This is a genomic window from Luteibacter sp. P4_D7_3, from assembly GCF_056401735.1.
The window spans coordinates 1-5,829 of record NZ_JBFUIT010000255.1 but is presented as its reverse complement, the minus strand read 5'-3'; the positions used below and the strand labels follow the sequence as shown (position 1 = coordinate 5,829).

The following is a 5,829-nucleotide window of genomic DNA, read 5'->3' as shown; positions in this document are numbered from 1 at the left end:
CCCATCGCCGATAAATCGGCTCCTACAAGAGCAGTGCGGTGCGTCATGGGCTCAGGCCGCCGTAGGGGGCATTGGTGGCGTCGATCACCGCGCCGCCGAGGCAGACCTCACCGTCGTAGAGGACCACGGACTGGCCGGGGGTGACGGCGCGTTGCGGCTCGTCGAAAACGACGTGCAGCGTGTCGCCGCGCAGTTCGACGGTGCACGCCTGGTCGGCCTGGCGGTAACGGGTCTTGGCGGTGCAGCGGAAACCGGGGCCCGAGGGCTCGGCGCCGTTCGCGGGTGGTTCGCCGGCCACCCAGGTGACATCGGTGGCGGTGAGCCGCGAGGACTGCAGCCAGCGGTTCTCGCCGCCCTGGGCCACGATCAGTGTGTTTGTCCCGACATCCTTGCCGACCACATACCAGGGCTCGTTCGGCGCATCGGCGCGACCGCCGATGCCCAGGCCGTTGCGCTGGCCGAGCGTGTAATACATGACGCCCTGGTGCTCGCCGATGACACGGCCGTCGGGGTCGACCATCGGGCCGGGCCGGGCCGGGAGGTACTGGGCCAGGAACGCGCGGAAGTCGCGCTCGCCGATGAAGCAGATGCCCGTGGAGTCCTTTTTGGCATGCGTGGGCAGGTGCGCTTCGCGGGCCAGTTCGCGAACCAGCGGCTTCTCGATCTCGCCGACCGGAAACAGGGTGGCGGCCAGCTGCTTCTGGCCCAGCGCATGGAGGAAGTAGCTCTGGTCCTTGGCGGCGTCGACCGCGCGCAGCAGGCGGTAGCGGCCCTCGTGCAAGTCGACGCGCGCGTAGTGACCGGTCGCGATCTTTTCCGCGCCCAGGGCCTGTGCGTGCTCGAGGAAGGTCTTGAACTTGATTTCGCGGTTACAGAGCACGTCCGGGTTGGGCGTCCGGCCCGCCGCGTACTCGGCCAGGAAGTAGGCGAAGACGCCGTCCCAGTACTCGCCGGCGAAGTTGCGCGCGTGGAACGGAATGCCCAGTCGGCCACACACGGCCACGGCGTCCTTGCGGTCGTCGTCGGTGGTACAGGGGCCGGAACGGTCGTCTTCCTCCCAGTTCTGCATGAACATGCCCTCGACCTCGTGCCCGGCCTGCTGGAGCAGGAGGGCCGCGACCGAGGAGTCCACGCCGCCGGAGACGCCGAGGATGACCTTCACGGCGTTGCCTGGGGCAGCAGGCTGTCCACCGTATCCAGCGGCAGGCGCCGGCCGTCCAGCCAGGCATCGAGGGTGGGCAGGATCAGCGGGCTGCGCAGGCGCGAGCCCAGGGCCTCGATCTCGTCCCGGCGCAGCCACAGGGCGCGGCGGATGCCTTCGTCGAGCGTGCGATCCGGGTCATGGGCGACCACATGGCCGGCAAAGCTGAAGCGCAGCACCTGCTCGCCGTGTTCGTGGCTGATCCACTGCCAGACCCCAAGAAAGGCGTCGAGGACGATGGTGTAGCCGGTTTCCTCGAGGGTTTCGCGAACCGCGGCGGCCTGGATCGTTTCGTTCGGATCGAGGTGGCCGGCGGGCTGGTTGTAGGCGAGCTCGCCAAAAATCTCCTCCTCGACGATGAGGAAGCGATCGCCGCGCGCGACCACGCAAGCCACCGTGACACGGGGGCACCAAACGTTTTCGGCCTGGGAAAGTGAGGATGGCATCGGCTTAATGGGGGGGGAGGGGCTCTGGTAAAAGGCATATTGTGCCATTACCTGTGGATGTCGACCCCGAAGCGGTCGGGAAACCGGTGTATATAATCGAATCGCGTACCGAAGGTTCTTAATTAATGTCCCAGGAACACGAACACGATCAGGAAAGCGACCGGGGCCACGGCCTCGCCATCGAAACAACGCGTCCGGAGACGGCGCGGCCGCCGCTCTTCCAGGTCGTTTTGCTCAACGACGACTTCACCCCGATGGATTTCGTGATCGAGGTATTGCGTAGCTTTTTTGGCATGGACCAGGAACGCGCGGTCCAGGTGATGCTCCACGTACACACCCGGGGCAAGGGCGTGTGCGGGGTCTTCACCCGCGAGGTGGCAGAAACGAAGGTGACACAGGTCAACGAATACTCACGGTCTCACCAGCACCCGCTGTTGTGCACTATGGAAAAGATGTAGGCGATGCCCCATTTGGTGTTCATGCGGCATTGACAGGGGCTGGTCCCCGCCGCCCACAGCTATCGGAGACGGTCCGTATGTTCAGCAAGGATCTCGAAGTCACCATCGGGCACTGCTACAAGCAGGCCCGGGAACAACGCCACGAATTCATGACGGTCGAGCACCTGCTGCTCGCCCTGACTGAAAACACCTCCGCCCTGGCCGCCTTGCGGGCCTGTGGCGTCGATCTGCCGCGCCTCGCGGCCGATCTCCAGCGGATCATCGCCGAGACCGTGCCGGTGCTTCCGGCCGGGGACGAGCGCGATACGCAGCCCACGCTGGGCTTCCAGCGGGTGCTGCAGCGCGCCGTCTACCATGTGCAGTCCTCGGGCCGTAAGGAAGTCACCGGCGCCAACGTGCTGGTCGCTATCTTCGGCGAAAAGGACTCCCATGCCGTCTATTTCCTGCATCAGCAGGAAATCACCCGCCTGGACGTGGTCAATTACATCTCGCACGGCATCSCCAAGATCGGCGACGAGTCGGCAGCCCAGTCGTCCAACCCCGAGCGGGATGGCGAGGAAGGCGGCGAGAGCAAGGGCAACCCGCTCAGCGARTACGCCAGCAACCTGAACGAGCTTGCCATCCAGGGCAAGATCGACCCGCTCATCGGCCGCGAGGACGAGGTCGAGCGGACCATCCAGGTGCTCTGCCGTCGGCGCAAGAACAACCCGCTCTATGTCGGCGAAGCCGGCGTGGGCAAGACCGCCCTGGCCGAAGGTCTGGCCAAGCGCATTGTCGAGGGTCAGGTCCCGGAAGTGCTGGAAGACTGCACGATCTGGTCGCTGGACCTTGGCGCCCTGGTTGCCGGCACCAAGTACCGCGGCGACTTCGAAAAGCGCCTGAAGGCGGTCATCGCCCAGCTCAAGAAGCAGCCCAACACGATCCTGTTCATCGATGAGATTCATACCATCATCGGTGCGGGCTCCGCGTCCGGCGGCACCATGGACGCCTCCAACCTGATCAAGCCGATGCTGGCTTCGGGTGAGCTGCGTTGCATCGGTTCGACCACGTTCCAGGAATTCCGTGGCGTGTTCGAGAAGGATCGCGCGCTGGCTCGTCGCTTCCAGAAGATCGACGTCGTCGAGCCCACCGTGGCCGATTCCATCGAAATCCTGAAGGGCCTGAAGAGCCGCTTCGAGGAACACCACTCCGTGGAATACACGGGTGAGGCGCTGCGCGCCGCGGTGGACCTCTCGGTCAAGCACATCCCCGACCGCCTGCTGCCGGACAAGGCCATCGACATCATCGATGAAGCCGGTGCCCGCCAGCGCCTGCTGCCGGAAGATCAGCGCACGGGCAAAGTGGACGTCGCCGAGATCGAATACATCGTGGCCAAGATGGCGCGTATCCCGGCCAAGCAGGTCTCGGCGTCGGATCGCGACGTGCTGCGTAACCTCGAGCGCAACCTGAAGATGGTCGTGTTCGGTCAGGACGCCGCGATCGAGGCCCTGGCTTCGTCGATCAAGATGGCCCGTTCCGGCCTGGGCGATCCGTCCAAGCCGATCGGTAGCTTCCTGCTCGCCGGTCCCACGGGCGTCGGCAAGACGGAAGTGACCAAGCAGCTCGCCATGCAGCTGGGTATCGAGATGGTCCGCTTCGACATGTCCGAGTACATGGAAGCGCATTCGGTCTCGCGCCTGGTCGGTGCGCCTCCGGGTTATGTCGGCTTCGACCAGGGTGGCCTGCTCACCGAGCAGATCACCAAGCATCCGCATTGCGTGCTGTTGCTGGACGAAATCGAGAAGGCCCATCCTGACGTCTACAACATCCTGCTCCAGGTCATGGATCGCGGTGTGCTGACGGATACCAATGGTCGCGAGGCCAACTTCAAGAACGTCGTGATCGTCATGACCACGAACGCCGGCGCCCAGCTGGCTTCGCGTCGCGGCATCGGCTTCATGAAGCAGAACCACGCCCCGGATGCCATGGAGACCCTGCGTCGCATGTTCACGCCGGAGTTCCRCAACCGTCTCGACGCGATCATCCAGTTCAACGCCCTGGACTTCGACCACATCCTGCGCGTGGTGGACAAGTTCCTGATCGAGCTGGAAGCCCAGTTGACCGAGAAGAAGGTCAGTGTGGATGTGACGCCGGAGGCTCGTCGCTGGTTGGCCGAGCACGGCTTCGATCCGCAGATGGGTGCTCGCCCGATGGCCCGCGTGATCCAGGACAAGGTCAAGCGTGCACTGGCGGACGAGTTGCTGTTCGGCAAGCTGGCCGAGGGTGGCAAGGTCACCTTGTCGGTCGAAGGCGACGAGCTGCATGTGGAGACGGAGTCGGCGGAGCCGGCGCATGTGACGGCATAAGGTCCGTCAGGATCTTAAGTGGCGGTGCCCCCAAAGGGCATCGCCGCTGAAGCGGCTCCCACAGAAGGCATCGGGCTTTCTTACAGGCACGAAAAAAGGCCGCGCACTGCGCGGCCTTTCTCGTTATCGCATCAACGTCGCTTATTTCATGCGGTAGGTGATGCGACCCTTGGTCAGGTCGTAGGGGGTCATTTCGACCTTCACCTTATCGCCCGTCAGGATGCGGATGTAATGCTTACGCATGCGGCCGGAGATGTGGGCAGTAATGACATGCCCGTTCTCGAGCTGCACGCGGAACATGGTGTTGGGCAAGGTCTCCTGGACCGTGCCTTCCATTTCGATGACGTCGTCTTTTGCCATGTGTTCCGGGTCGGATGAACGGCCGGAATGGCCGCATAAGTCCATTAGTATGCCACAGCTGGCCCTTGCGAGCCAGCCGGGGGGCGCTCAGGCGAACTGTTCGTCGAGCTTCTTGCGGATCTCTTCTTCGATCGCGCCCTTCAGCGGCGACAGGAGCATGCCGAGCTCGGCGGTCACGTGCACATCGCTGGGGGAAACGGCGATGRCGCCTTTGACGCCCGAACGCTGGAAGGTGAGGGTGTCGCCATCCCAGGCGCCCTCGGTGCCGAACTTCTCACGCATGCGATCGGCCACACGTTCGACCACGGCGCGCGCCTCGGCCACGGTCTTGCCGTGCGGGCGGCGGATATCGATCTTCGCCATGAGGCGTCCTCGTCCATTGGAAAGCGCCGGAGTTTATCAGGCCCTTGCATCACGTGACGTCGACACCTTTGCGTTCAAACAGATACCGCACTCTGCTAAAGTCGCTTCGTCAACGTCCCGGTTCCTCCATGCGCATCGAATTCGTCAGCTCGGCTCGCGGTGATTTCCACTGGTCACGGCCCGTCCTCACGATCGGTCGCGCCGACGACAACGACCTCGTCGTCTCCGAGAGCCAGGTAGCCGCCAACCATGTCCGTATCCACCGCGACCGTCGCGGCCTGGTGCTGGATGTCGTGCCCGATGCCGGCCGGGTCTATGTCAATGCGCGTCCCGTGCGTGAGCGCGCCCTCCTGCGGGCGGGCGACAGCCTCTCGCTGGGCGACTGCCGCATGCTCATCCGTGACGACGCGGATCTCGACGCACGCGAGGTAGCCGCACCGACCGATGCCCGCTGCACGGTGGCCCTGCGCCCGGTGGCCGGACCGCTGTCCGGACGCACCATTCCGGTGGGTGACCGCCTTGAACTCGGCGCCACGCACGGCGCGCTGCCCCTGGAATTACCCGGCAACGATGCCGCGCTGCTCGTGTTGGCCTGGGAGGATGGCGAGCTGATCCTCGATGGTGCCCGCGTGCCCGCCCGCCACGCCGTGCGCGTC

At 64.7% G+C, this 5,829-nt stretch carries 7 protein-coding genes; 3 read left to right on the top strand and 4 right to left on the bottom strand.

The genetic code is table 11. The features are described from left to right. Positions 1–43: 43 nt before the first annotated feature. Both mnmA and AC1DSN_RS17280 read right to left on the bottom strand, forming a co-directional pair. Complete coding sequence (gene mnmA / locus AC1DSN_RS17285) at positions 44–1,162, bottom strand: tRNA 2-thiouridine(34) synthase MnmA (RefSeq protein ID WP_477294896.1); 1,119 nt, start codon at positions 1,160–1,162, stop codon at positions 44–46. Next, positions 1,159–1,647, bottom strand: a complete 489-nt coding sequence (locus AC1DSN_RS17280; protein WP_213947949.1) for an NUDIX hydrolase — start codon at positions 1,645–1,647, stop codon at positions 1,159–1,161. The genes mnmA and AC1DSN_RS17280 overlap by 4 nt, the downstream gene beginning before the upstream one ends. A gap of 125 nt (positions 1,648–1,772) precedes the next feature. Here AC1DSN_RS17280 and clpS point away from each other — a divergent pair, with 125 nt between their 5' ends. Together clpS and clpA are read left to right on the top strand one after the other, a co-directional pair. Continuing rightward, a complete protein-coding gene (gene clpS / locus AC1DSN_RS17275) occupies positions 1,773–2,105 on the top strand; it encodes an ATP-dependent Clp protease adapter ClpS (RefSeq protein ID WP_046966087.1) in 333 nt (110 codons plus the stop codon). A 77-nt stretch (positions 2,106–2,182) separates the two neighbouring features. Further along, positions 2,183–4,450 (top strand): ATP-dependent Clp protease ATP-binding subunit ClpA, encoded by a 2,268-nt coding sequence (clpA, locus tag AC1DSN_RS17270; RefSeq protein ID WP_477331877.1) that lies wholly within the window; start codon positions 2,183–2,185, stop codon positions 4,448–4,450. A gap of 141 nt (positions 4,451–4,591) precedes the next feature. Here the strand turns inward: clpA and infA are convergent, their stop codons facing one another. Together infA and AC1DSN_RS17260 are read right to left on the bottom strand one after the other, a co-directional pair. Further along, a complete protein-coding gene (gene infA / locus AC1DSN_RS17265) occupies positions 4,592–4,810 on the bottom strand; it encodes a translation initiation factor IF-1 (RefSeq protein ID WP_019466733.1) in 219 nt (72 codons plus the stop codon). Between the two features lie 87 nt (positions 4,811–4,897). After that, positions 4,898–5,173 (bottom strand): polyhydroxyalkanoic acid system family protein, encoded by a 276-nt coding sequence (locus tag AC1DSN_RS17260; RefSeq protein ID WP_477331875.1) that lies wholly within the window; start codon positions 5,171–5,173, stop codon positions 4,898–4,900. A gap of 128 nt (positions 5,174–5,301) precedes the next feature. On the opposite strand from AC1DSN_RS17260, the gene AC1DSN_RS17255 reads away from it, so the two are divergent. Next, positions 5,302–5,829: FHA domain-containing protein (locus AC1DSN_RS17255; protein WP_477331873.1), on the top strand; the 528-nt coding region annotated here is incomplete at its 3' end.

Coding starts and splice junctions, on each gene's coding strand:
- infA (WP_019466733.1), bottom strand. CDS start 4,810: ATGGCAAAAGACGACGTCATCGAAATGGAAGGCACGGTCCAGGAGACC.
- AC1DSN_RS17280 (WP_213947949.1), bottom strand. CDS start 1,647: ATGCCATCCTCACTTTCCCAGGCCGAAAACGTTTGGTGCCCCCGTGTC.
- clpS (WP_046966087.1), top strand. CDS start 1,773: ATGTCCCAGGAACACGAACACGATCAGGAAAGCGACCGGGGCCACGGC.